At 66.9% G+C, this 23,433-nt stretch carries 23 protein-coding genes; 5 read left to right on the forward strand and 18 right to left on the reverse strand.

All coding sequences use genetic code 11. The annotated features are described in order from the left end of the window. Positions 1-141 precede the first annotated feature (141 nt). Entirely contained in the window at positions 142-1,563 is a 1,422-nt protein-coding gene (locus J2S55_RS13520; RefSeq protein WP_306860381.1) for a recombinase family protein, read from the forward strand. On the opposite strand, the gene J2S55_RS13525 is transcribed toward J2S55_RS13520, so the two are convergent. From J2S55_RS13525 to J2S55_RS13535, 3 genes are all read right to left on the reverse strand, one after another. Continuing rightward, positions 1,560-1,715, reverse strand: a complete 156-nt coding sequence (locus tag J2S55_RS13525; RefSeq protein WP_306860383.1) for a hypothetical protein — start codon at positions 1,713-1,715, stop codon at positions 1,560-1,562. The two genes, J2S55_RS13520 and J2S55_RS13525, sit on opposite strands and share 4 nt — an antisense overlap. 317 nt (positions 1,716-2,032) lie before the next feature. Then, entirely contained in the window at positions 2,033-2,329 is a 297-nt protein-coding gene (locus J2S55_RS13530; RefSeq protein ID WP_306860384.1) for a hypothetical protein, read from the reverse strand. Between the two features lie 4 nt (positions 2,330-2,333). Beyond that, positions 2,334-2,543: a hypothetical protein gene (locus tag J2S55_RS13535; RefSeq protein ID WP_306860386.1), complete on the reverse strand. Its 210-nt coding sequence runs from the start codon at positions 2,541-2,543 to the stop codon at positions 2,334-2,336. Positions 2,544-2,638: 95 nt separating this feature from the next. Here J2S55_RS13535 and J2S55_RS13540 point away from each other — a divergent pair, with 95 nt between their 5' ends. Beyond that, positions 2,639-2,893: a GntR family transcriptional regulator gene (locus J2S55_RS13540; protein WP_306860388.1), complete on the forward strand. Its 255-nt coding sequence runs from the start codon at positions 2,639-2,641 to the stop codon at positions 2,891-2,893. Positions 2,894-5,095: 2,202 nt separating this feature from the next. On the opposite strand, the gene J2S55_RS13545 is transcribed toward J2S55_RS13540, so the two are convergent. The 5 genes from J2S55_RS13545 to msrA form a co-directional block, all read right to left on the reverse strand. Further along, positions 5,096-6,490: a hypothetical protein gene (locus J2S55_RS13545; protein WP_306860390.1), complete on the reverse strand. Its 1,395-nt coding sequence runs from the start codon at positions 6,488-6,490 to the stop codon at positions 5,096-5,098. A 139-nt stretch (positions 6,491-6,629) separates the two neighbouring features. Then, positions 6,630-7,256: a hypothetical protein gene (locus J2S55_RS13550; protein WP_306860392.1), complete on the reverse strand. Its 627-nt coding sequence runs from the start codon at positions 7,254-7,256 to the stop codon at positions 6,630-6,632. Positions 7,257-7,796: 540 nt separating this feature from the next. Continuing rightward, a complete protein-coding gene (locus J2S55_RS13555; protein WP_306860394.1) occupies positions 7,797-8,096 on the reverse strand; it encodes a helix-turn-helix domain-containing protein in 300 nt (99 codons plus the stop codon). Then, complete coding sequence (locus J2S55_RS13560; RefSeq protein ID WP_306875313.1) at positions 8,093-8,428, reverse strand: type II toxin-antitoxin system RelE/ParE family toxin; 336 nt, start codon at positions 8,426-8,428, stop codon at positions 8,093-8,095. The genes J2S55_RS13555 and J2S55_RS13560 overlap by 4 nt, the downstream gene beginning before the upstream one ends. 188 nt (positions 8,429-8,616) lie before the next feature. Further along, the gene (gene msrA, locus J2S55_RS13565; protein ID WP_306860396.1) at positions 8,617-9,306 is read right to left on the reverse strand and encodes a peptide-methionine (S)-S-oxide reductase MsrA; all 690 of its coding nucleotides are present in this window, start codon (positions 9,304-9,306) and stop codon (positions 8,617-8,619) included. 133 nt (positions 9,307-9,439) lie between these two features. Here msrA and rarD point away from each other — a divergent pair, with 133 nt between their 5' ends. Continuing rightward, entirely contained in the window at positions 9,440-10,348 is a 909-nt protein-coding gene (gene rarD, locus J2S55_RS13570) for an EamA family transporter RarD (protein WP_306860398.1), read from the forward strand. Positions 10,349-10,464: 116 nt separating this feature from the next. On the opposite strand, the gene J2S55_RS13575 is transcribed toward rarD, so the two are convergent. Further along, positions 10,465-10,932 (reverse strand): MarR family winged helix-turn-helix transcriptional regulator, encoded by a 468-nt coding sequence (locus tag J2S55_RS13575; protein WP_306860400.1) that lies wholly within the window; start codon positions 10,930-10,932, stop codon positions 10,465-10,467. A 130-nt stretch (positions 10,933-11,062) separates the two neighbouring features. On the opposite strand from J2S55_RS13575, the gene J2S55_RS13580 reads away from it, so the two are divergent. Both J2S55_RS13580 and J2S55_RS13585 read left to right on the forward strand, forming a co-directional pair. After that, positions 11,063-11,434 carry a DMT family transporter gene (locus tag J2S55_RS13580; RefSeq protein WP_306860402.1) on the forward strand — a complete coding sequence of 124 codons (372 nt, stop codon included), beginning with the start codon at positions 11,063-11,065 and terminating at the stop codon, positions 11,432-11,434. A 164-nt stretch (positions 11,435-11,598) separates the two neighbouring features. After that, on the forward strand, positions 11,599-11,919 hold the full coding sequence (locus J2S55_RS13585; RefSeq protein ID WP_306860404.1) for a DMT family transporter: 321 nt from the start codon (positions 11,599-11,601) through the stop codon (positions 11,917-11,919). A gap of 35 nt (positions 11,920-11,954) precedes the next feature. Here J2S55_RS13585 and J2S55_RS13590 read toward each other — a convergent pair whose 3' ends face one another. The 9 genes from J2S55_RS13590 to J2S55_RS13630 all read right to left on the reverse strand — a co-directional run bounded on the left by J2S55_RS13590 (position 11,955) and on the right by J2S55_RS13630 (position 23,432). Beyond that, positions 11,955-12,950, reverse strand: a complete 996-nt coding sequence (locus tag J2S55_RS13590) for a polyprenyl synthetase family protein (RefSeq protein ID WP_306860406.1) — start codon at positions 12,948-12,950, stop codon at positions 11,955-11,957. A 14-nt stretch (positions 12,951-12,964) separates the two neighbouring features. Continuing rightward, positions 12,965-14,515 carry an NADH-quinone oxidoreductase subunit NuoN gene (gene nuoN / locus J2S55_RS13595; RefSeq protein WP_306860408.1) on the reverse strand — a complete coding sequence of 517 codons (1,551 nt, stop codon included), beginning with the start codon at positions 14,513-14,515 and terminating at the stop codon, positions 12,965-12,967. Further along, positions 14,512-16,041: an NADH-quinone oxidoreductase subunit M gene (locus J2S55_RS13600; protein ID WP_306860410.1), complete on the reverse strand. Its 1,530-nt coding sequence runs from the start codon at positions 16,039-16,041 to the stop codon at positions 14,512-14,514. Before J2S55_RS13600 ends, nuoN begins: the two co-directional genes overlap by 4 nt. Next, a complete protein-coding gene (gene nuoL, locus J2S55_RS13605; RefSeq protein WP_306875315.1) occupies positions 16,041-17,882 on the reverse strand; it encodes an NADH-quinone oxidoreductase subunit L in 1,842 nt (613 codons plus the stop codon). The genes J2S55_RS13600 and nuoL overlap by 1 nt, the downstream gene beginning before the upstream one ends. 70 nt (positions 17,883-17,952) lie before the next feature. Further along, positions 17,953-18,249 (reverse strand): NADH-quinone oxidoreductase subunit NuoK, encoded by a 297-nt coding sequence (gene nuoK / locus J2S55_RS13610; RefSeq protein ID WP_306860411.1) that lies wholly within the window; start codon positions 18,247-18,249, stop codon positions 17,953-17,955. Then, entirely contained in the window at positions 18,246-19,055 is an 810-nt protein-coding gene (locus J2S55_RS13615) for an NADH-quinone oxidoreductase subunit J (protein ID WP_306860414.1), read from the reverse strand. Before J2S55_RS13615 ends, nuoK begins: the two co-directional genes overlap by 4 nt. Beyond that, positions 19,048-19,563 (reverse strand): NADH-quinone oxidoreductase subunit NuoI, encoded by a 516-nt coding sequence (gene nuoI / locus J2S55_RS13620; protein ID WP_306860416.1) that lies wholly within the window; start codon positions 19,561-19,563, stop codon positions 19,048-19,050. The genes J2S55_RS13615 and nuoI overlap by 8 nt, the downstream gene beginning before the upstream one ends. Next, entirely contained in the window at positions 19,550-20,902 is a 1,353-nt protein-coding gene (nuoH, locus tag J2S55_RS13625; protein ID WP_306860418.1) for an NADH-quinone oxidoreductase subunit NuoH, read from the reverse strand. The genes nuoI and nuoH overlap by 14 nt, the downstream gene beginning before the upstream one ends. A 7-nt stretch (positions 20,903-20,909) precedes the next feature. Continuing rightward, positions 20,910-23,432, reverse strand: coding sequence for an NADH-quinone oxidoreductase subunit G (locus tag J2S55_RS13630; protein ID WP_306860420.1), 2,523 nt, complete (start codon positions 23,430-23,432; stop codon positions 20,910-20,912). Position 23,433 lies beyond the last annotated feature (1 nt).

Genomic DNA, 23,433 nt, shown 5'->3' on the forward strand with positions numbered 1-23,433 from the left:
GGTGCGGGGCGGAGCCCCCACCCGGGGGGCTCCGCCCCCCCGATCAGAGCGGCCCGAGCGAAGCGAGGCCCATGCCTTTCAGGACGTCAGCCCGACCGGGCAGGAGACGCCCGTCCCTACCAACGTGTATCTATGTGACCCATGCGACGAGCCGCGATCTACTGCCGGATCAGCCAGGACCGCGAGGGCGCAGGGTTGGGCATCGCCCGCCAGGAGGCCGACTGCCGAGCCCTGATCGAACGCAAAGGGTGGACTGTCGTGGACGTCTACCCCGACAACGACGTCAGCGCCTACTCGGGAGCACCGCGTCCCGCGTGGAAGCGGCTGCTGGCCGACATTGAAGACGGGACGGTCGATGCCATCGTCTGCTGGCACGTGGACCGGCTGACCCGCTCCCCTCGTGAGCTGGAAGACGTGATCGACCTGGCTGACCGGCGTGGCGTGGAGTTGGCCACCGTCACCGGGGAGATCGATCTCGCCACCCCGACCGGGCGTCTGATCGCCCGGATGCTCGGGGCCGCTGCTCGGCATGAGGCCGAGCACAAGGCCGAGCGGCAGAAGCGTCAGCGCCGTCAGAGCGCCGAGGCCGGGAAGGTCTCCGGCGGCGGGATGCGCCCGTACGGCTACGCCGAGGATCGCATCACGGTCATCGACGAGGAAGCCGAGGTTATCCGGGAGGCCGCTCGACGGCTGCTCGCCGGGGAGTCGCTGTCGAGCGTGTGCCGGGACTTCCGCACGCGTGAGATCACGACTCCGGCCGGGGGTCACTGGGTCCCGACGACGTTGCGCCGGCTGCTGGCATCGGCGCGGATCAGCGGGCGGCGCGAGCACACGCCCCGCAGCGCTGCTGAGACCACGCGCCCGCTGCTGGGTGAGATCGTGGCCGACGCCGTCTGGCCCGCCATCATCAGTGCCACCGACTCCGACCGGCTGCGCACCCTGCTGAGCGATCCGGCCCGTGCCTTCCGCGCCCAGGCCGCCACCGGCCGGAGCTATCTGCTGTCCGGGATCCTGCGGTGCGGCCGGTGTGGCTGGCGGATGAGCGGACGCCCGCGCTCCGGCGTGCCGCGCTACGTGTGCCCGAACGTGCCGGGCACTGCGGCCTGCAGTGGAGTGGCCACCAACGCCGCCCGCACTGATGAGCACGTACGGGACATGGTGCTGACCGCGCTGGACTCTGCCGAGTTGGCCAAGCGGGTACGGCACCAGGCCGGAGACGATGACGGCCTGGCCGAGGAGGTGCGGGCGGATGAGGAGCAGTTGGAGGAGCTGGCCCAGGCGTGGGCGGCGCGGGAGATCAGCCGTAAGGAGTGGATGGCCGCCCGCGCTCCGATCGACGCGCGGTTGGAGAGGTCCCGCGCCCAACTGGCCCGTATGTCGCGTACGTCGCCGCTGCTGGGCTTCATCGGCACGGCCGAGGAGATGCTGAGCCGCTGGGAGGCGATGAACGTCTCTCAGCAACGAGCGATCATCGCCTCAGCCGTTCGCACGGTCGCGGTCGGACCGGCCAACCCGCGCAAGCGCTGGGACCCCGACCGGTTCAGCTTCGACTGGATCGCCTAAGCAGCCGCTTCCGGCACGGCAGGCGGCTCAGGGAGATCGACGAGGCGGAAGACGGCGGCGACGCGTTCGATCACGGCCAGGTCCTCCACCACCGGCGGTAGTCCTTGTGCGGCGCGGGAGGCGGCGACCCGCGCCCTTATCTCGTCATTCATGACGGCCGCCGGATGGGACGACGACTCCACGACCGGAGATGCTCGTCAGCAGGCCACCGGGTGTCTCCGGTGGCTGCGGTCACGGCGGTCTCCCCTGCTCTCCCGAGGCGTCTGATCGCCTTTCGGGATGCCGCAAGTCCACCGCGAGCAGGGGAGTTTCGGTATCACGCTGATCTAGCCGGGCTCTTACACCCCCGTCTGGACGTGATCTACACGAGCGCTTACACACGCGTTGCCGGAGTCGGCCGACGACCGCCGACCCGTCCCGACGCCTATCCGGCCGCTTCGGCCGACCACGTCATGGCCGTTTGGACTGATCAGCGTGCCTGGCCGAGCAGGACCCGCAGCCACAGCCGCTCTCCATCGGCGGTCCGCAGCCACTCGCTCTCGTGCATGAGCACGGCATCGGAGCGATACGTGCGCCGGATGAACAGCAGCCCGCCCGCCTGGCAGAGTTCGTAGACGACCGTCCGGCACTCACAGGTGTGTTCGCGAATCCGCACGCGGTCGGCGCGCGGCGCGCAGTCACGCCACATGAGTCGTTCGTAGTCTGCTTGCGGGGCGGCGGGATGGACACCGTGATACGTCCCGATGCCAGGAGAACGGTTGGTCATGGTCTCACCGCCGGATGTCCTGCTCCTGGAGCACGCCGACGAGGCCACCGAGGTCATCGGCGCAGACCGTCTGCTGGATCCCGGCGCTGATCTCTGCCGCGCTGAGCGCGACTCCGCGTCTGGTGGCATAGAACGCGCCTGCGTCGCTGCGGAAGATCACCCAGCGGGGGAACGTCACACGGAGCGCATCGAGGTCGTATCCCGTCGTTGTCATGAGTCGAGCGTAGAGACGGTGGTTCATGGATGTCTATAGGCACTGTAGGGCCATCCGGAGACCGATGGTTGAGCAGAGGTTCCTACAGTGGTCTCATGATCGAATGGCGCGAGGATCAGCCCAGGTGGCAGCAGGTAGCGGAGGTCATCCGCGAGCGCATCGCCTCCGGCACCTACCGCCCCGGATCACGCGTCCCCAGCGAGAACGACCTGATGCAGGAGTTCGGCATCGCCCGCATGACCGCCCACAAGGTGATGAAGGCGCTCCGCGCCGAGGGCTCCATCTACACCGTCCGAGGACTCGGCAGCTTCGCCGGCCAACCCGACGGCGACCAGAGCACCGCCGAATAGCTCAGCACTCCCCGAGGACAACAGGTCATCACAGGCGAGGTACACGGCCCGAGGTGTCAAGCATCAACCGATACTCCGGCGTCAACCGCGACGCCGCATGAGGCCAGCTCAGCACAGCCGATGCCCTGCTGAATGAGAACTTTCTATACGTCTTTAAAGGCGATCCGCCTGCGGCGTCTCGCCGCGCGTTGGACGGTCGCTGGCCCGGCTGCGGCTCTTCGGCCGGTCCGGGCCAGCACCGCCTACGCGCTGAGCTGCCACAGCGAATGTCTACGACTATCAAAGCTCAGCACACGCAGGACCACGCGCAGCCCTTACCGGTCACAGCCGGTGATAGTCAGACCTTGCCTCCGGCGTGGATCTCGGACCCTGAGGTGATCACCTCGTGAATACTGCGCTTGCGAGCGGTTGAGATGGAAGGCTGACCATTGCGTCTGCCATCGACCCAGGCAGAGCCCAGCAGGTCAGCTCCTTCCTACCTAAACCCAGCTGTACAGGCGGAGACACCGCACGATCGAGAACTCCACCAGTGAACGGACACGCGAAGGCGGGCTTGACACTTCGCCTATAGCCCGCTGTCGCTACGCGGTGAGTCGATGCATACAAGGTGACTCTCGGAGCTGTGAACCCAAAATTGAGCTTTCGTCCGCTTCGTGTGCTCAGCGTGTTAGAGTTCGCCCATCCGGTCGCGAAGGCCCGGCGGCGCACGACACATGTGGTCCTGGCTCCCATGTATGTGTGCGAGGGTGTGGTGCACCTGCTTCGCAAACGCGAGAGACATAAAGCGGCAGCTAGCTTAGTCATCGGCCAGGCGATGCTTAGGCGGAGCTATGCCCGAATCTACTCGTAAATCCCTCGCGAGACGTCGCGCTCAGTTCACAGGTGAGTGCCTGGATGCCGCCCGTCAAGGAATTGGCCGCGGGAAAACGCTTGGCCTAGATGAGTGCACCCCAACACAACAGCAATTCAGGGCCCTTTTTGCGCTCGGATTTTTCAATACTTCGCGCACTGAAAGTACGGCCGCCAAATGGGGAATTCATTACCTCAGCGCGTACACCATCACCATATCTCCCCGATGGGATCGCTTCGTTCTGATTGCCGAAGCTCCAGATAATGTTACTAACTATGTGGCGCGATCACAGTCAAGCCTTTCCTGGTTCCCAGGAATACGACTAGAGGCCCGCTACGGGTATGGCAGCTTCGTGCTGAGACATTTACCAACGCAGACAAATCTAGTTATTACGGATAATAGGTCCGGCAAGACCCTGGGAAAAGAGGGGACGTGTACTCGTCGTTCCTGGATCGACCTTCCACTAGACGATAGAGACGAAGATCTCCTTGCTGGTATTCCCAGGTGGTCTCGGGATGCGCAAAAACTTCTAGCAGGACTCGCGGCTCGTATCTCGCTCCGAGATCCGGACGGAAAATGGGCTATCGGTCAGTGCTTCTGGGACCCCTTACAGCGTAGGAAATTTGATGATCGCCCTAGAGGCGACGATCGAAGGCTTGTTGGGGAGGGCGATTCCTGGACGCTTGAATGGGATGGGTACCCTTACCAAGACGACCTCTTTGCGGCGCTCACGCATCCGGAGTCAGGAATTTCCGGAGTTGGATTTGAGATCCACGAGAATGTGTGCAAAATTTTCCTTGGTAGTGCATCACTCACTATCAGGGGGCCAAGGCCGTGATTCCCGGACTCCCGATAGAGTGGCTGAATGCCATACCGAGCTGGGTAATTTCTGTCATAGCGATCGTTTTCGCCGTCGGCTGCATCCTAATCCGAATTATTAGAGCCTTAATTCCATCCAACTCAAAGGATCGCCTATACTGGTGGCGAGAGTTCTTTGCTCACCGTAGAGAAGTTGCGCGCATTGGGCGGAATGCGCGAAATTCGGTGAGAGGCAAGCAAAGAGGGTGAAGAGGGTAAGCTCACCCATGCAGCACCGGTCATTAAAATGCCGCGGCGTTTGGAACTGCCGCGCGGCTTCCGGTGCTCAGGCCTTAGCGGCCCTGCGCTCCGGGTCCGCTTGCCAACGAATGACGCGGCCGAGTGTCGATCTTGCTAACACGAGTGCTAACAACGGTCCTGGATGACCATGGACGGCCATGGAACCCTGCCCGGCGTCAAGTGTCCGTGAGCAGTGTAGGAAGCCTCAGGTGGACGCTCACGGACATCCTTGATCTGGCTACAGATCAGAAGTACTAGAAGCCGAGCTGCCAGCGGATGCTGAGGCGGGTCCGCTCATGGAAGGGGTCGTCAGGCCCCTTCTCCGGAGGCTTCGTGTTCTCCGGACGGATGTTCACGTGAGAGAGGTTCTCAACAGGTGTCTCGTCCATCAGACCGTTAGTCAGTTCCAACACAAGAGGGAACAGCCTCTCCAACAAAGTTCCCGGATCCACATGGGGGCGATCCGGAAGCGCGTGGCTCACGCCCCATAGCTTCTCACCACCCAAGGTCCTCATAGCGGCGCGGATCTCAGCCATCTCCGCTTTAGGCAGGCCCAGGAGGGTTTGGGGTGATTCAATTCCCTTGCGGAAGCTGAGCGCTTGCAGCGCGGAGCCATGTACAGAGTTGCGCAGGTGCTTGAGGATCGTCAGTACGTGCTGACCTGGACTGTCGTTGGTCACAAGGGCGGCCAGCTTGGGACATACTTTCTTGAGTTCCTTTTGCCAGCTCTTCTGATGCCATGCGGCGGTGTACAGCTTGTCCGGGTCCATGGCCAAGGCCGTGTGCGCCACTCGCGCAGCCGCGTCTAATGCCCCCATGAGCAGGAGGAGAACTGTGTCCAGGCTGGCCAGCGCCGCGTCTGCCGTATCGTTGTTCTGGGGTTGGTTGAGCGCCCTGTGGACATCGTCCCGTGTCTGGAGCGCACGTTCTATTCGCTGGAGAACGGAACCACCCAGGTAGGACAGTGCATCGTTGCCAGTGCCGACGGAATGCTGCACACAGGCGTAGAACCATCGCCATGCCGATGGCATCAGCTCGCGCGTGCCTACCCAGAAGAATAAACCTCGGTTCATCTGGCAGGTCCCTGTGCCGTCTGGAGACTTCCAATAGAGATGCTCATGCTGCGATCGCAGATAGAGCCCCACAAGCGCTAAGCACTCATCCACATCACAAATGGTGAGGCCCGAGTTCCTCGCCCATTTGCTTTCACGCACGTAGGAGCGGCGGGTGACGAAGATGTCCGCACCAATGACCTCGGCCACCCTCACAGCAAGTGCGTCGGCTTCTCGCTTCTCGGCCGCTTCCTCAAGGGAGAGCTGTCGGTAGGACTTCGCTCGCGTGTCTGAGCGGGCCACCTCGGCCGCGTTGCCTACGACGGCGCCGCGGTGGATCTGATGATCGTTCGCATAAGAGACGGGCCGAGCAAAGCCGTCCTCATCCCGCTTTCCCAGGACCGCCCAGTCTTTGACAGCAGTCCAAAGTTCCAAGCTCACGCGGGGCGCATCGGCGGGCGGCCCCTGGTCCGCATACCAGTAGCGGGCTATATAGGAATGTGTGAGGAGCCCTTTCAAGATCAAGGATTGATCCCACTCAGGAGGCTCGTCGAGGTCAAGGACGTCCGTATCCACGAGGACGGTCAGCTTCCGCAATGGTGGCCGCTCCTCGAACAGTGCCCCAGCAGCCGAATGGCGGTCCACGGGTTCAGGCCACTCCGGTCTGCGCCTCGAAGAGGAGCGCGGCATTTCCATCCTGGGGATCATCCTTATGACGGTAGCCAACTGTTTACATCTATATGGAGGCTTTGGCTGCGCTCACGTAGGCAATCGGGCCGCCAGACGTTGATGTGAGGCGCTTGCCGAGAAGGAGTTCAGCGATTCGCAGGTCGTCGGCTGTGCCGATATCGATCATGTTGGTGGCCGTGTCGAGGTCGCTGATGTAGCCGGCGAGTCTCGCGTCGAAACGATGACGGATCAGGCCATTGTCGGCCAGTTTGGTGTCCCAGCTGCTTAGCCCCGTTAATACGGCGACGACGAATCCGCCGAGTGTCACCGGGAGAATGCCAGCTTGGGCGATCTTTTCAGGTCTCCCTACCCACCATCCGCGCAGCGCCTCCAGCAGGTCTGCAGGTGTTAGATCGGTACGAAAGCCGATGAAGGGGCGATCTTCATCGGGGACATGCTTCGCCACGTCGACGCGCAACACCGCCATCGTGGCGTTACCCGTTGTCGTTGGCAGGAGATGGTGTAGCGCTACAGCGGAGCGGGCCCGGATTCGTTGCGCCATGTCCGCAGGGATGACCAGCTTGTCACCGTGTTGGCCGGCCGCAGGAAGCAGACCCGCGGCCGCAATCTTCTGTAGGGCGGTGGAGGAGAGGTTGAGGCGGACGGCGGCTTGCCGCAGGGTGATGAGAGTCACGGGCTCGTAAAGTCCTCTTTCGACTTGCTGCATTTGGACTTTCGAAGTCGAGCAGGTGGGCGTGCGCTTGTCCAGAAGGAGTCTGCAGGCTGGGGCAGCGAGCATTCCGCGCGACGAGAGGGTGCACTAAGGATTGCGTCCATAGAGGTGGTGTACAACGTCGATACAGCAACACCGCCTTACAGGATCGCTCTCCACCGATCCGCGACCACCATCTGGATAGGGCAAAATCCCGCTGACGAGGTGTCTGCCTTCCCCTCGCAATGAAGGGGTGCAGGAACGCTATCGGGCGGTGGTACCGCCCGGGTTGATAGATCAACAACTCGATCACACCCACCAGCCAGACAGCTCATACCGGAAGGTAAGTAAAGCCATACAGCGCGATCCAGAGGATTACTCCTCGGTGGGAACTAGGCTCGGCCGGCAAGCTGTCCACTCGGATGGGTCACTTAGCTTGACGCTGGTGCCGCCAACGCTGCAGTAACCCGCGAGGGGGCGGCAGCATGACGATAGGTTTCCTGTCGGCGTTGAGGCCTCAGCTCAAGCAGCGGGAGCCCGTGGCGTCAGGCGGACCTCGACATCCGCGTCCAGGGCACGCGCCAGACGCTCCAGAACCGGCAACGTGGGAATAGTCCCGCCCGCCTCGAACCGCGCCACCGCCGACTGTGTCATGCCTGCTGCACGAGCCAGGTCGTTCTGACTCCAGCCCCGCCCCTCACGCATCCCCCTGACCGTCTTACCCAGTTCATAGGCGAGACGTGTGGCCTCATAGGCCTCAGCCGCGCCCGGCTCGGCCATCCGACGATCTCTGAGCTCTCGCCAGCTCCCCTGCTCGCTCATGCTGTCTCTTCTTCCTCGTCGACGGTGTGCGCCAGTTCGACACAGCGACGCATGGCTCGCCGAGCCCGCTCAACCTCACGTTCATCACGCATCCGCGTCTTGTGAAACACGGTCAAGAGCACAATCCGGCGATGAGGTGCGATCCAGTAGGTGATGCGCATGGCGAACTCGTCAAGATGAAACCGGAGCTCACGTAGCTTGCCGTCAAGCTGCTTCGTGTAGGGCTCCCCTAGCAGAGGCCCTTCCGCCGCAAGCAGCTCAACATAGAAAGCCGCCCTCGCGAACGATGCCGCAGGTAGACCTTCAAGCCACTTCCGAACTTCCGGTTCCAGTCCTACGGTACCCCCAGCTCATAGCGTTGATGCTATGGGCCACACTTCCATCGCACTCTGCTTTCAACCGAACACAGTCGCCCACCGAAGGAGCATCCTCGGTGAGGACGACAGTGGAACCGGACGATCAACGAATACGGCTCGCGCCCAGGAATTGAGCGCGAGCCGTACAGCGGAGCGCTGTGAAGCTACTCCTCGGTCGGGACCAGACCTGTCTGGCAAGCACCCCATCCCGATGGGTCACCTAGCTTGACGTTGGTGCCGCCGATGCCGCAGTAGCCACCGGGGTTCTTGAAAAGGTATTGCTGGTGATATTCCTCGGCAAAGAAGTAGTCCCCGGCCGGGGCGATCTCGGTGGTGATCTGGCCGTAGCCGGACTCGGTGAGCACCTTCTGGTAGGCGTCACGCGAGGCCAGGGCGGACTTCTCCTGCTCGGGCGAGTGGAAGTAGACGGCCGAGCGATACTGGGTGCCGACGTCGTTGCCCTGGCGCATGCCCTGGGTGGGGTTGTGGGCCTCCCAGAAGACGCGCAGCAGCTCCTCGTAGGAGATCCGGGACGGGTCGAAGACCACGCGGACGACCTCCGTGTGGCCGGTCTGGCCGCTGCAGACCTCTTCGTAGGACGGGTTCCGGGTGTAGCCGCCCGCGTAGCCGACCGAGGTGGAGACCACGCCGGGAGTCTGCCAGAACTTGCGCTCGGCGCCCCAGAAACAGCCGAGGCCGAAGTCGGCGATCTCGCTCCCCTCTGGGTACGGCGGAGCCAGCGGGGCGTCGAGGACCGCGTGACGCGCAGGCACCGCCATGCGGACGTCCCGCCCCGGGAGCGCGTTCTCCGGGGACACCATGGAAGTCTTGTCCTTACCGAACAGCCAGCCCATTGCGAACCTCCTCCTGACACCTTTGACAGAGGCAACCATCCTGGGGTGTGCGGTGTTCCCGTAAGAGCAACTTAACAGTAACGCAAGAACCACTAATTTGTGTTAAATCGCGTAAGCAGTCAAAATGGGCTACATGCCTGAATCGCGCCAAGGAGTCCTGTACGGCATCGCCGCCTACACCATGTGGGGCCTGTTCCCGCTGTACTGGCCGCTCCTGAAACCCTCAGGCGCCCTGGAGATCCTGGCCCACCGCGTCGCCTGGTCCCTCGTCGCCGTCGTCGCCATCCTGGCGGTGCGGCGCCACTGGTCCTGGATCCGCGAGCTGCTGCGCACCCCCCGGAAGGTCGGCCTCCTCGCCCTGGCCGCGGCGATCGTCACGGTCAACTGGGGTGTCTACATCTACGCCGTCAACACCGGGCATGTGGTCGAGAGCGCGCTCGGCTACTTCATCAACCCTCTGGTCAGTGTGCTCTTCGGCGTCTTCCTCCTCAAGGAGCGCCTGCGGCCGTGGCAGTGGGGCGCGGTCGGGCTGGGCACCCTGGCCGTCGTCGTCCTCACCCTCGACTACGGCCGGCTGCCGTGGATCGCGCTGGTGCTGGCGTTCAGCTTCGGCACCTACGGGCTGGTCAAGAAGATCGCGCAGGTCGGCGCGGCGGAGAGCATGACCATCGAGACGCTGGTGCTGCTGGCACCCGCGCTCGGCTATGTGATCTACCTGCAGGGGCAGGGCACGGGCACCTTCGGGAGCCTGGGCCTCGGCCACACCCTCCTCCTGGCCGGCAGCGGTGTGATCACGGCCGTCCCGCTGCTCTGCTTCTCGGCGGCCGCAATCCGGGTGCCGCTCACCACCATCGGCCTGCTCCAGTACATCGCCCCGGTGCTGCAGTTCCTCGTCGGCGTGTTCGTCATCCACGAGGTCATGCCGCCCAGCCGCTGGATCGGGTTCGCCATCGTCTGGCTGGCGCTGTCGGTCTTCACCTGGGACAGCCTCCGCGCCGCCCACGCGGCCCGCCGTACGGCACTGGAGACCGTGACCGTGTAGGGGCCGGGAGGGGAACTCCGGATCCGCGTGCCACCGCGACGGGCGGCCCGCAGAAGCTCGGGCGGGCGGACGCCGGCGGGCGGTCAGGGCGGACCCACCCCGGCGGCCGGGAAGGCTCAGGCGGCGCGCAGCGCGGTCACCACGGCGGCGAGGTCCGGGTCGGCCCGCGCGGCCTCCTCCAGCGCCTCCCGCAGGGTCTCCTCGTAGGTGGCCGCCGCCTCGGCGTGTCGGGTGCGGCCGGCGTCGGTGAGCACGGTGTAGACCCCGCGCCTGTCGTTGGGGCACAGGTCCCGGTAGGTGAACTCGGCCTCGTGCAGGCGCGCCACGAGGCGGGTCACCGAACTCTGGTTGAGGCCGATCCTGTCGGCCAGCTCCTGCATGCGCAGCTCGTGGTCGGGGGCCGCGGCCAGATGGCCGAGCGCGCGGTATTCCGACAGGCCGATGCCGTGCCGGCGCTGGAGCACGGCGGCCAGCCGGTTCTCCACACGCACATGCAAGGCCAGGACGCGGTTCCACATCGAGGCGTCTCCGGACGGCGCCGGCGGCGCGGGGAACTGGACCCCGGAGGGGGCTGAAACGGTCACACACACCTCCTTTCACATCCGACCCTCCATGAGCCGGACTTGACACAATATACATGTGCATACATGCTTTGTCGTGTCGCCAAAAACATGCATATACATGCAAATATATCCTACGTGAGGAGTCCCGCCAATGGCCTGGATCTACCTGCTCATCGCCGCCGTCTTCGAGGTCGTCTTCGCCCTGGCCACCAACGCCACCGAGGGCTTCACCCAGCTGGGTCCCTCACTGCTCACGGTGGCCGCCGCCGGCGGCGGCATCTTCTTCCTGAGCCTGGCCCTGAAGACCCTGGACGTCGGCGTCGGCTACACCGTCTGGACCGGCATCGGCTCGGTCGGCACGGTCATCCTCGGCACCGTGATCTTCGGCGAGGAGCTCAACACGTGGAAGGTGCTGGCGTTCCTCCTGATCATCGGCGGCGTGCTGGGCCTCAAGCTCGCCGACCGCGTCTCCCAGCGCGGGGCCGAGCCCCAGCAGGCGGCCTCCGAGCACGTCGCCGCCTGACCCCGCACGATCTCCCCGGCTCCGCGCCGCACCCGCCGGCACGCCCCGTCCCGCACCGCGCCCGTTCCGCACACGACACCCGGCTCGACCCGTCCCGCGCCACGCCCGTCCCGCACACCACACCCGGCGCTACCCATCCCGCGCCCCACCCAAGGAGCACCACCATGGCCTGGATCTATCTCTCCGTCGCGATCGTCTTCGAGATCGGCTTCGCGCTCGGCACCAACGCCACCCAGGGCTTCACCCGGCTGTGGCCGTCCGTCTTCACCCTGCTCTCGGCCGCCGGCGGCGTCTTCACCCTCAGCCTGGCCCTGAAAACCCTGGACGTCGGCGTCGGCTACACCATCTGGACCGGCGTCGGCTCCATCGGCACGGTCGTGCTCGGGGCCCTCATCTACAAGGAGCGGATCACCCCGGCCAAGCTCGTCTCCTTCGCCTCGATCATCGGCGGCGTCGTCCTGCTCAAGATCGCCGCAGGGATCTGACGGCCGGGCGGGCCCCCGTCGGAGCCCGCGCGCGGTCAGCCGGAGCGCTCGACGACGTAGTCGCAGAGGGCGAGGTAGGCGGCGCGGGCGGGGATGTCCGGCAGGCCGTTCAGATCTTCGCGGGCCCGGTCGACCCAGGCGGCGAGCTCGGCACGGGCACGGGCCATGGCCGGGTTCGCGCGCAGCAGGCGGAGCGCCTCCTCGACGTCCTCCTCGGCCACCGGCCCGGCCAGCAGCTCGCGCAGGCGGGCGTCCTCGGGGGCGTCGGAGGACAATACGTACAGGACCGGCAGCGTCCGGATGCCCTCCCGGAGGTCGGTGCCGGGCGTCTTGCCGGACTCGACCGAGTCGGAGGCGACGTCGAGCAGGTCGTCGCCGAGCTGCCAGCCCACCCCGATGGCCTCGCAGGCCCGGGTCAGCCGGTCGACGATCTCGGGCGAGGCGCCGCTCAGCAGGGCGCCGAACCGGCCCGAGGTGGCGATCAGGGAGCCTGTCTTGTCGGCCAGGACGTCGATGTAATGGGCCACCGGGTCCTCACCGGGACGGGGACCGATGGTCTCACGGATCTGGCCGCGGACCAGGCGGGAGAACGTCTGGGCCTGGATGCGGATGACCTCGGCGCCGAGGTCGGCGAGGATGTCCGAGGCCTGGGCGAACAGGTAGTCGCCGGTCAGGATGGCCACGGTGTTGTCCCAGCGGGCGTTGGCCGAGGGAGAGCCCCGGCGCACCGGGGCCTCGTCCATGACGTCGTCGTGGTAGAGCGATCCCAGATGGGTCAGCTCGATGACCACGGCCCCGGGCACCACCTCGGGGGCCTCCGGCGAGCCGAACTGGGCGGCGAGCAGGACCAGCATGGCCCGGAACCGCTTGCCGCCTGCCTCGATGAGGTGCTTGGACGCCTCCGTGACGAAGGCGTCCTCGCTCTCGACCGAGGTCCGCAGCAGCTTCTCGACCTCGGCCAGCCCGCTAGCGAGGTCCTGCGCCAGCCGCTCGTCGATGAATGGCAGATCAACAACCGGTGGCGCAGCCATGAAGCCTTACTCCTCTAACGAATGAACAGTGCGGACGCAGCCTGGTCCGCCAGATCGAGCACCGGCTGCGGGAAGACCCCCAGCACTACCGTAGCCGCTGCCGCCAGAGCGACCACAGCCGAGGTGCCCACGGTGGGCGCGGCGATGGTCGGCCCGTCGGCGGCCGGCTCGCTGAAGAACATCAGCACGATCACGCGGACGTAGAAGAACGCGGCGATCGCCGAGCTCACCACACCCACGACGACCAGCGGCAGCGCGTTACCGGCGACCGCCGCCGCGAAGACGGCGTACTTGCCGAAGAACCCGCTGGTCAGCGGGATGCCCGCGAAGGCCAGCAGGAAGAACGCGAAGATGCCCGCCAGCACCGGGGACCGCTTGCCGAGACCGGCCCACCGGGACAGGTGCCCGGCCTCGCCGCCCGCGTCGCGGACCATGGTGACCACCGCGAAGGCGCCGACCGTGGTGAAGCCGTAGGCGGCCAGGTAGAACAGGATGGCCGACAGGGCCTGCGCGTTCTGCTCGAAGGTGCCGATCGCGATCACACCGGTGAGCAGGAAGCCCGCGTGCGCCACCGACGAGTAGGCCAGCATGCGCTTGATGTCGGTCTGGGTGATGGCCAGGATCGCACCGACGATCATGGTCAGGATCGCGACGCCCCACATGACCGGCTGCCAGTTCCACTCCAGGCCGCCCAGGGCGACCCAGAAGACCCGGAGCACGGCGCCGAAGGCCGCCACCAGCACGGTGGAGGCCATCAGGGCGGTGACCGCGGTGGGCGCGCCCTGGTAGACGTCGGGCTTCCACGCCTGGAACGGCGCGGCACCGATCTTGAACAGCAGGCCGACGCCGAGCATCGCGGTGCCGATGAGCAGCAGCGTGTCCTGGCCGGCGACCGTGCCGAGCGAGTCGGCGATGGCCTTCAGGTCGATCGAGCCGGCGTAGCCGTACACCAGGGCCATGCCGTACAGGAAGAAGGCCGAGGAGAACGCGCCGAGCAGGAAGTATTTGACCGAGGCCTCCTGCGAGAGCAGGCGGCGACGGCGGGCCAGGCCGCACAGCAGGTAGAGCGGCAGGGACATGACCTCAAGGGCCACGAACATCACCAGCAGGTCGTTGGACGCGGGGAACAGCAGCATGCCGCCGACCGCGAACAGCAGCAGCGGGTAGACCTCGGTCTGGGCGAACCCGCTGCGGACCGCCTCCTCCTCGTCGGGGCTGCCCGGTACGGCGGCCGCCTGCGCGACGAACTGCTCGTCGTCGTTGATCAGCAGCGCGCTGACGAAGGCCAGGATGAGGATGATGCCCCAGATGAACAGGGAGGGCCCGTCCACCGCGACCGCGCCCATGGCCGCGGCCTTGTCCGGCAGGCCGTTGGCGGCCGTCAGGATGGTCGTGACGAACGCGCCGAGCAGCGCCAGCAGCGTGAGCGGCACGTGGATCGACTTGCGCAGGTATCGGGGCGCGAACGCCTCGACCAGCACCCCGATGATCGCCGCGCCGAACACGATCAGCATCGGGGACAGCAGCGCGTATTCGATCGTCGGAGCTTGGATGGTGCCGTTCACTGCCCGGCCCCCTTCTTGTCAGCGACGGCTGGGGTGAACTGGTCCACATGGACGTTGGACAGCGTCTGGTCCACCGCGGGGTTGATCACGTCGAGGACCGGCTTGGGGAAGAAGCCAAGGGCGATGATCACCGCGATCAGCGGGGCCACCACCCACCTCTCCCGCGCGTTCAGGTCGGTGAAGCCCTTGACCGACTCGGCCGTGGGCCCGGTCATCGTGCGCTGGTACATCCACAGGATGTAGATGGCCGCCAGGACCACACCGCTCGTGGCGATGATCGCCGGGACCATGTAACGCTCGTAGGTGCCGAGCAGGACCATGAACTCGCTCACGAACGAGGACAGGCCCGGCAGGGAGAGGCCGGACAGGCCGGCGATCAGGAAGGTGCCGGCCAGCAGCGGGGCGACCTTCTGCACGCCGCCGTAGTCGGCGATCTGGCTGGACCCCCGGCGGTAGATCAGGAATCCGGCGATCAGGAAGAGCGCGCCGGTCGAGAAGCCGTGGTTGACCATGTAGAGGGTGGCGCCCGCGCCGCCGTTCGCGGTCATCGCGAAGACGCCCAGCGCGATGAAGCCGAAGTGCGAGATCGAGGTGTAGGCGATCAGGCGCTTCATGTCGGTCTGGCCGATCGCCACGATCGCGCCGTAGACGATGCCCACCACCGACAGCACGATCACCAGCGGCGTGAAGAACTTCGCCGCGTCCGGGAACAGCTCCAGGCAGAAGCGGAGCATGCCGTAGGTGCCGACCTTGTCCAGCACGCCGACCAGCAGCACCGCGGCGCCGGCCGGGGCCTGGGCGGCCGCGTCGGGCAGCCAGGTGTGGAACGGCCACAGCGGCGCCTTGACGGCGAAGGCGACGAAGAAGCCGAGGAACAGCCACTTCTGCGTGTTCGGGTCCTTGATGACCCCGACCAGCTCGGGGAACATGAACGTGCCCTTGGCGGCGATCACGTAGAGCGCGATCACCGCGACCAGCATGAGCAGCCCGCCGAACAGCGAGTAGAGCAGGAACTTCACGGCCGCGTAGGACCGCTGGGCGCCGCCGTACGACCCGATCATGAAATACATCGGGATCAGCATGGCTTCGAAGAAGACGTAGAAGAGGAAGATGTCGGTCGCCGCGAAGACGCCGATCATCATCGCTTCCAGCACCAGCAGCAGCGCGAAGTAGGTCTTCACCGACCGCTTGGGCGGTGCGGCGGCGCCGGTGCCGTCGGCGTCGTGCCAGGAGGCGAGGATCACGATCGGCACGAGCACCACCGACAGCGCGATCAGCACCAGGGCGATGCCGTCCACGCCGACGCCGTAGTGCACCCCGAAGCGGGGGATCCACTCGTAGACCTCGGCGAACTGGAAGCGCGTCTCCGAGGAGGGGTTGAACTGGGCCGCCACGACACCGGTCAGCGCCAGCACGACCAGCGAGACCGCGAGGGCCACCTGCTTGGCGAGCTTGTCGCTCTTGGTGAGGGAGACCCCGACCGCGCCCAGTACGGGCACGGCCATCAGGATCGAGAGCCAGGGCATCACATGTTCCCTACGTAGAGCAGCGCGCCAACGACCACGGCGGCACCGAAGAGAATGGACAACGCGTAGGACCGCACGTAGCCGGTCTGGATACGGCGCAGCCGGCCGGAGGTCCCGCCGATCGTCGCGGCCAGCCCATTGACCAGGCCGTCGATGCCGCGGTTGTCGACGAACACCGCGATCCGGGCCAGCCACTGGCCGGGGCGCATGAACAGCGTCTCGTTCAGGGCGTCGCCGTACAGGTCACGACGGGCGAAGGTGGTGAGGAAGGAGCCGCGCGGGGCGACCTGGGGCACCTCGGCCGCGCCGTAGCGGAACCAGGCGAAGGCGGCGCCGGCGGCCACCAGGGCCAGCGTGGCCAGCCCGGGGACGCTGAAGAAGTGGAACACCGGCAGCTCCTCGGGGCGGCCGACGGCCGGGGTGAGGAACTTCATGAACCGGTTGTCCAGGATCAGGAAGGCGCCCAGGAAGATCGAACCGATGGACAGGATGACCAGCGGCACGGTCATGACCGAGGGCGACTCGTGCGGGTGGGCGTCGTCGGCCCAGCGCTTCTTGCCGAAGAAGGTCATGAAGATCATCCGCGACATGTAGAAGCCGGTGATCCCGGCGCCCACGACCGCGAGCCAGCCGAGGATCTCGTTGTGCTCCATGGCCGTCTCGATGATGCCGTCCTTGGTGAAGTAACCGGACAGCAGCGGGAAGCCGATGATCGCCAGGTAGCCGACGATGAAGGTGATCGCGGTGACCTTCATCACCGAGAACAGCCCGCCGTAGCGGCGCATGTCGACCTCGTCGTTCATGGCGTGCATGACCGAGCCGGCGCCGAGGAACATGTTGGCCTTGAAGAAGCCGTGCGTGATCAGGTGCGCGATGGCGAAGGCGTAGCCCGCCGGGCCGAGGCCCGCGCCGAGCATCATGTAGCCGATCTGCGACATCGTCGAGCCCGCCAGGCCCTTCTTGATGTCGTCCTTGGCGCAACCGATGATCGCACCGGCGAGCAGCGTGGCCACGCCGACGATCGTCACGACGAGCTGCGCGGTCGGGGCGGCCTCGAAGAACGCGCCGGACCGGACGACCAGGTAGACGCCGGCGGTGACCATGGTCGCGGCGTGGATGAGGGCCGAGACCGGGGTCGGGCCCTCCATCGCGTCCAGCAGCCACGACTGCAGCGGGAGCTGGGCCGACTTGCCGCAGGCGCCCAGGAGCAGCAGCAGGCCGATGGCGGTCATGGTGCCGTCGGAGGCCTCGCCCGCGAGCGGGAAGACCTTGCCGAAGGTGACCGAGCCGAACGTCGTCCAGACCGTGAAGATGGCGATCAGCAGGCCGAAGTCACCGACACGGTTGACGATGAAGGCCTTCTTGGCGGCGGCCGCCGCCGTGGGCTTGAACTGCCAGAAGCCGATCAGCAGGTAGGAGGCGAGACCCACGCCCTCCCAGCCGACGAACAGGGCGACGTAGTTGTCGGCCAGCACCAGCAGGAGCATCGCCGCGACGAACAGGTTCAGGTAGGCGAAGAACCGGCGCCGGTCGGTGTCGTGCGACATGTAGCCGATCGAGTAGATGTGGATCAGCGAGCCCACACCGGTGATCAGCAGGGCGAAGCTGATCGACAGCGGGTCGATCAGCAGCCCCATGTCGGCGATGCCGGGGATGAACTGGTAGAGCTCGATCCCCCGGCGCCGCTCCGACTCGGGCAGGCCGAGCAGTTCGACGAAGGAGACGACGGCCACCACGAAGGCGGCCAGCGACATGGCGACACCGAGGAGGTGGCCCCAGCGGTCGGTACGGCGTCCGCCGAGCAGCAGGATCGCGGCCCCGAGCAGCGGCAGCGCGATCATCAGCCAGGAGACCCCGATCACTCCACCGGAGTGCGGGACGATCTCAACAGGAGATTGCACCGGCCACCTCTTAGTACTTCAGCAGGTTGGCGTCGTCCACCGACGCGGACCTGCGGGTTCGGAAGATCATCACGATGATGGCAAGGCCGATCACGACCTCGGCCGCGGCCACCACCATCACGAAGAACGCGATGAGCTGGCCGTCCAGGTTGCCGTGCTGCCTGGCGAAGGTGACGAAGGCGAGGTTGCAGGCGTTGAGCATGAGCTCCACGCACATGAACACCACGATCGCGTTACGCCGCGTCAGCACGCCGATGCCACCGATCGCGAACAGCAGCGCGGAGAGCACCAGGTAGTGAGTGGTCACTTGGCTTCCTCCTGATGGGCCGCGTCCTCCGCGACGACGTCTTCCTCAGCGGCGACGTCATTGTCGATGACCTGCTTGACGAGGGCCGCCTTCGCCGGGTCGGTCGGCCTGACGCCGTCCTCCTCGTGCCGGGCGAGCACCCGGTTGATCGACTTGGGCGACACCGAGCCGTCGGGCAGCAGGGCCGGCATGTCGATGGCGTTGTGCAGCGCGTAGGTGCCCGGGCCGGGCAGCGGCGACGGCTGCGGGCCGGTGAACCGGGCCCGGGACAGGTCGCGCTGGGTCGCCTTGGGCCGGACCCGCTCACGGTGGGCCAGGACCATCGCGCCGAGCGCGGCGGTGATCAGCAGCGCCGAGGTGACCTCGAAGGCGAAGACGTGCCTGGTGAAGATGAGCTGGGCCAGCGCCGGGACGTTGCCGCCCGCCTGCTGGGTGGCGCCGCCGACGCCCACCGCGGGGGCGAAGACCGTGTTGCCGACCCCCAGGGCGAGCAGGGCGGCGAAGCCCAGGCCCGCGACGGCCGCCCAGAAGCGCTGTCCCTTGATCGTCTCCACCAGCGAGTCGGCGGAGTCGACGCCGACGAGCATCAGCACGAACAGGAAGAGCATCATGACGGCGCCGGTGTAGACGATGATCTGCACCGCGGCGAGGAAGGGGGCGTCCTGGACGGCGTAGAGCACCGCCAGGGAGAGCATGACGACGCCCAGCATCAGAGCCGAGTAGACCGCCTTGCGGCTGAAGACAAGTCCGAGTGCGGCCGACACCGAGACGACGGCCAGCACCCAGAACGTGATGGTCTCACCCATTGTTACGTCCCAGCCGGTAGTAGTCCTCTTCGGTCTCACCCAGGCGCATGGGGTGAGGGGGGAGCTCCATGCCGGGACCGAGCGGCGCGAGGAGCATCTCCTTGGTGTAGATGAGGCTCTCGCGGCTGGAGTCGGCGAGCTCGTACTCGTTCGTCATGGTCAGCGCGCGGGTCGGGCAGGCCTCGATGCACAGGCCGCACAGGATGCACCGCAGATAGTTGATCTGGTAGGTGCGCCCGTAGCGCTCACCCGGCGAGAAACGCTCCTCGTCGGTGTTGTCCGCGCCCTCGACGAAGATCGCGTCGGCCGGGCAGGCCCAGGCGCAGAGCTCACAGCCGACGCACTTCTCCAGGCCGTCGGGCCAGCGGTTGAGCTGGTGCCGGCCGTGGAAGCGCGGAGCCGTGGGCCGCTTCTCCTCGGGGTAGTTGACCGTCTCGACCTTCTTGAACATGGTGTGGAAGGTCACGCCGAACCCCTTGATGGGGTTCAGCCAATCAGTTGCTCCCACTGGGAACCTCCTTGCGCTCCACCCCGTGGTAGTGCGGCAGGTCGAGCGGCGGCACAGGGAAACCACCCGCGGTCGGTTCGGCTTCGAGACGCTCGAACTCGGCCTGGACCTGAGCGGCCTTGTCCTCCTTGCGCTTCTGCAGCACGCTGTCGAAACGCCACCAGACGCCGATGCAGCCGATGAGCACGAGCGCGGCCAGGATCAGCACCAGCGACCGGTTGACGGTGTCCATCTGCAGGGCCCGGACGGTGGCGACCAGCAGGATCCAGCCGAGGTTGATCGGGATGAGGATCTTCCAGCCGAGGGCCATGAGCTGGTCGTAGCGGACTCGCGGCAGCGAGGCGCGGCACCAGATGAAGAAGGAGAAGACCAGCACCATCTTGAGGAAGAACCACAGCAGCGGCCACCAGCCGGTGTTCGCCCCGTCCCACATGGAGATCGGGAACGGAGCCCGCCAGCCGCCCATGAACAGGGTGATCGACACGGCCGAGACCACGAAGACGTTGACGTACTCGGCCAGCATGATGACCGCGAACTTCAGCGAGTTGGAGTATTCGGTCTGGAAGCCGCCGACCAGCTCGCCCTCACCCTCGGGCAGGTCGAAGGGGACCCGGTTGGTCTCGCCCAGCATCGTGACGATGTAGATCAGGAAGGACGGGATCAGCAGGATCATGTACCACGAGGGCATCGGGATGCTGAGGCCGCCGAGCGTGAACGTGCCGCCGGACGCCTGCGCGCTGACGATCTCCGAGGTGGAGAGCGTCCCGGCGAACAGGAACACGCCCACGAACGACAGGCCCATCGCGATCTCGTAGGAGACCACCTGGGCGCTGGCCCGCAGGCCGCCCAGGATGGTGTACGGCGAGCGCGACCCCCAGCCGGCGAGCACGACGCCGTACACGCCGATCGAGGCCATCGCCAGCACCAGCAGCACCGCGACCGGCAGGTCGGTGAGCTGCAGCGGCGTCTGGACGCCGAACATCGAGACCATCGGCCCCATGGGGATGACCGAGAAGGCCAGGAAGGCGGGGACCGCGAGGACGACCGGGGCGATGAAGTAGATCACCTTGTCCACGGTCCGCGGCATCAGGTCTTCCTTGAGACCCATCTTCAGGCCGTCCGCCACCGACTGGAGCAGGCCGAACTTGCCGGCCCGGTTGGGGCCGTACCGGTTCTGCATCCGGGAGATCAGCTTGCGCTCGAACCACACGCCGAAGAGCACGCCCAGCATCAGGACGGCGAAGATGACGACGGCCTTGATGATGCTGATCCAGATCGGGTCTTTACCGAAGTCGGCAAGGGTCGGATCGGCCGCCGCTAGAAGAGTCCGGGCATTCATTGGTCGCTCACCGCTCCTCGTCCGCGCCGGGGGCGGCCTGTCCGTCGCCGGCCGTCGGGCCGGAGGCGCGCTCCGCGGGCGCGGTGCTCATTGCGTCGGGGCCGTTCCCGTAGGCACTCCCGATCTTGACGATGTCACCGGCCGTGGCGCACAGGTCGCGGGTCACCGAGCGGCCGGCGGAGTTCGACGGCAGCCACACCACCCTGTCGGGCAGGTCGGCGATCCGCACCGGCAGGCTCAGCGAGCCCTGCCCGGTGGTGACGATGATCTTGTCGCCGTCGGCGACGCCGGACTCCGCGGCGGTGGCCGCCGACACCAGTGCCTCACCCGCGCGGGCGGTGCCCGCGAGGTACGGCTCGCCGTCCTGCAGGCGGCCGTCGTCGAGCAGCAGGTGCCAGGTGGCCAGGACCGCCTCGCCGGCCCGCGGGGCGGCGGTCGCCCGCGCGCCCACCTCCGGGGCGGCGGCCCGGGAGCCGCGCCACGCGCCGATGGAGCCGAGCTCGCGGCGGGCGGCGGCGGGGTCCGGGAGACCGAGGTGCACGTCCATGTGGTCGGCGATCGCGGAGACGGCCCGCAGGTCGCTCATGATCCCGGGGACCGGGAGCGCCTCCTCGAAGGTGCGGCCACGCCCCTCCCAGTTGACGAACGTGCCGGACTTCTCGCTCACCGTGGCGACCGGCAGCACCACGTCGGCGCGGTCGGTGACCGCGCTGGCGCGCTGCTCCAGGCTCACGATGAACGGCGTGTTCTCCAGGGCCGCCAGGGCGGCCTCGGGGTCGGCCAGGTCGTAGGGGTCGACACCGGCGACGACGAGGGCGTCGAGCTCCCCGTTCAGCGCCGCCGCCAGGATGGCGGAGGTGTCGCGGCCCGGGGTCTCGGGGAGGGAGGCGACGTTCCACGCCCTGGCCACTTCGGCGCGGGCGGTCTCGTCGTCGGCCGGGCGGCCGATGGGCAGCAGGTTCGGCAGCGCTCCGGCCTCGATCGCACCGCGCTCACCGGCGCGGCGCGGGACCCAGCCCAGGCGGGCGCCGGTGGACTCGGCCAGCCGTACCAGCGCCGACAGGGCGCCCGGCGTGGTGGCCAGGCGCTCACCGGCGAGGATGACCGCGCCCGGCTGCCTGACCGCCTCGGCGACCGGCGAGGTCCCGGAGATCAGGTCCTCGACGGCGGCGGCCTCGGCGCCGGGCAGCGCGCGGACCAGCGTGCCGCCCATCTTGGCCAGGCCCTCACCGGCGAACGGCGCGACCGAGAAGACCTTCAGGCCCTTCTTCCGCCACGCCTTGCGCAGGCGCAGGAAGACGATCGGCGACTCGTCCTCGGGCTCGAAGCCCACCAGGAGCACGGCCGGGGCCTTCTCCAGGTCGCGGTAGCGGATCTCGATGCCCTTGCCCGCGACGGCGTGCGCGAGGAACTGCGCCTCCTCCGCGGAGTGGGGCCGGGAGCGGAAGTCGACGTCGTTGCTGCCGAGCGCGATCCGGGCGAACTTGGCGTAGCCGTAGGCCTCCTCGACGGTGACGCGGCCGCCGACGAGCACGCCCGCGCTGCCGCGGGCCGCCGACAGGCCCCGGGCCGCGGCGGCGAGCGCCTCGGGCCAGGAGGCCGGAACCAGGCGGCCCTCCTCGTCACGGACGAGGGGGGTCTTCAGCCGGTCGGGCTGGGTCGCGTAGGTGAAGGCCCAGCGGCCCTTGTCGCAGTTCCACTCCTCGTTGACCTCCGGGTCGTCCCCGGCCAGCCGGCGGGTGACCTTGCCCCGGCGGTGGTCGGTCCGGAGCGAGCAGCCGCTGGCGCAGTGCTCGCACGCGCTGGGCGTGGAGACCAGGTCGAACGGGCGGGCCTGGAACCGGTAGGCGGCACCGGTCAGCGCGCCCACGGGGCAGATCTGGATGGTGTTGCCCGAGAAGTAGGACTCGAACGGCTCGCCGTCGGCGGCGCCGACCTGCTCCTTGGCCCCGCGCTCGAAGAAGTCGATGAGCGGGTCACCGGCGATCTCGTCGGAGAAGCGGATGCAGCGGGCGCACTGGACGCAGCGCTCACGGTCGAGCAGCACCTCGGTGGAGAGCGCGACCGGCTTGTCGAAGGTGCGCTTCTTCTCCTCGAAGCGGCTCTCGCCCTGGCCGTTGGACATGGCCTGGTTCTGCAGCGGGCACTCGCCGCCCTTGTCGCAGACCGGGCAGTCGAGCGGGTGGTTCAGGAGCAGCAGCTCCATGACGCCGCGCTGGGCCTTCTCCGCGACCGGGGAGGTGAGCTGGGTCTGGATGACCATGCCCGGGGCGACCTCGATGGCGCAGGAGGGCTGCGGCTTGGGGAAGCCGCGGCCGTTGCCCGCGTCCGGGATGTCCACCAGGCACTGGCGGCAGTTGGCCGCCGGCTCCAGGAGCGGGTGGTCGCAGAATCGGGGGATCTGGATGCCGAGCAGCTCCGCCGCCCGGATGATCATCGTGCCCTTGGGGACGCTCACCTGGAAACCGTCGATCGTGACGGTCACCAGGTCTACCGGCGCCTGGGCCGGGGTCGTCGCTTCGACGGTCATG

The organism is Streptosporangium brasiliense, from assembly GCF_030811595.1.
GTDB classification, from domain to species: domain Bacteria; phylum Actinomycetota; class Actinomycetes; order Streptosporangiales; family Streptosporangiaceae; genus Streptosporangium; species Streptosporangium brasiliense.